This is a genomic window from Kitasatospora sp. NPDC058243, assembly GCF_042882025.1.
GTDB lineage: Bacteria > Actinomycetota > Actinomycetes > Streptomycetales > Streptomycetaceae > Kitasatospora.
Genome location: NZ_JBHVWW010000163.1, coordinates 1 through 1,414 on the forward strand (window position 1 = coordinate 1; position 1,414 = coordinate 1,414).

At 72.4% G+C, this 1,414-nt stretch carries 3 protein-coding genes; 2 read left to right on the top strand and 1 reads right to left on the bottom strand.

What is annotated here, in order from left to right:
* Nucleotides 1–28: 28 nt before the first annotated feature.
* Nucleotides 29–532 carry a MarR family winged helix-turn-helix transcriptional regulator gene (locus tag ACFVX9_RS39795; protein WP_387987199.1) on the bottom strand — a complete coding sequence of 168 codons (504 nt, stop codon included), beginning with the start codon at nt 530–532 and terminating at the stop codon, nt 29–31.
* 85 nt (nt 533–617) lie between these two features.
* Here ACFVX9_RS39795 and ACFVX9_RS39800 point away from each other — a divergent pair, with 85 nt between their 5' ends.
* Both ACFVX9_RS39800 and ACFVX9_RS39805 read left to right on the top strand, forming a co-directional pair.
* Entirely contained in the window at nt 618–1,124 is a 507-nt protein-coding gene (locus ACFVX9_RS39800) for a cupin domain-containing protein (protein WP_063352400.1), read from the top strand.
* A gap of 44 nt (nt 1,125–1,168) precedes the next feature.
* On the top strand, nt 1,169–1,414 hold a 246-nt coding region (locus ACFVX9_RS39805; protein WP_380487926.1), incomplete at its 3' end, for a RidA family protein.

Here is a 1,414-nt window from a genome sequence, read left to right on the forward strand (position 1 = left end):
CCTCGGGCGGGGGCGTCGGGCGGGGCCGTCAGGGCGCCGGGCTCTGCGCGCCCTCGACGTCGGTGAGCAGTTTGCGCAGGAGCCCGTCCAGGGTGGCGCGTTCCTCGCCCGAGAGGGCGGAGAGCAGCGCGGTCTCGTTGGCCGCGTGGTCGGTGAAGGCGGCGTCCACGAGGGCGCGTCCGGCCGGGGTGAGGGCGATGCGGATGCTGCGCCGGTCCGCCGGGTCGGTGCGGCGTTCCACCAGGCCCGCCGATTCCAGCCGGTCGATCCGGCTGGTCATGCCGGCCCGCGACATCAGCAGCAGCGTGGCGAGTTCGGAGGGCATCAGTTCGTACGGCGCGCCGGAGCGGCGCAGGGTGGCGAGAACGTCGAACTCGCCGCGCTGGAGGCCGTGTTGCTTGAACACCTCTTCGACGACCCGGCCCGCGAGCAGCGCGAGGCGGCCGAGGCGGCCGACGGTGCCGACCGCCGCCAGGTCGAGGTCCGGGCGCTCCCGGCTCCACTGGTCGAGCATGACGTCCACGTGATCCATAGGGGCATGTTATTCGATGGGAGATAGTTAGACGTAGTACTATCAGCCAGGGAACTATCGAAGCGCTCACTGTAGGGAGAGGCCAATGACGTTGATCGGACCGGAAGCCGTGGTGGTGCGGGGCGACGAAGCCGAGACCGTCGGAATGCTCGGCGGCAAGGGGCGGCTGCTGGCGGACTCCAGCGCCACCGGCGGCGCCCTGAGCACCCTGCGCGTCACGCTGGGGCGCGGCAAGGACGGCGCCACCCCGCACTACCACGGGGGCTCCTCGGAGCTGTTCTTCGTCGTCGACGGCTCGGCCCAGGTGCTGGTCGGGAACGAGGTGGTCACCGCCCGCAGCGGCGACCTCGTGGTGGTGCCGCCCCATCTGCCGCATGCCTTCGCGGCGGCGCCGGACTCCGGGGCGGACCTGCTGATCGTGATCACCCCCGGGGTGGAGCGCTTCGACTACTTCCGCCTGCTGGAGCGGATCCGCGCGGGCGAGGCGACGGTCGAGGAACTGCTCGCCAAGCAGGACCTCTTCGACAACCACTTCCTGGAGTCGCCGAGTTGGCGCGACGCCCGGGAGGAAGCCGCCCGGTCCGAGCCGTAGACCGCCCGGCACCGAGCCCGGCCCGACACCAGGGAAGGAACCCCGTGACCGACACCCGCACCATCACCAACCCGCCCGGCCTGCACGACCCGACGCCGTTCGGCTACAGCCACGCCGCCTCCGCGCCCGGCGAACCGGTGTTCATCGGCGGCCAGTACGCCTCCGACGCCGGCGGTCAGGTCGTGCCCGGCGACTTCGCCGCCCAGGCGGAGCTCGCCCTCGCCAACCTGCGCACCGCGCTCGCCGGGGTCGGCCTCGGCTTCGAGCACGTGGTCCGGCTCGGCTCGTAC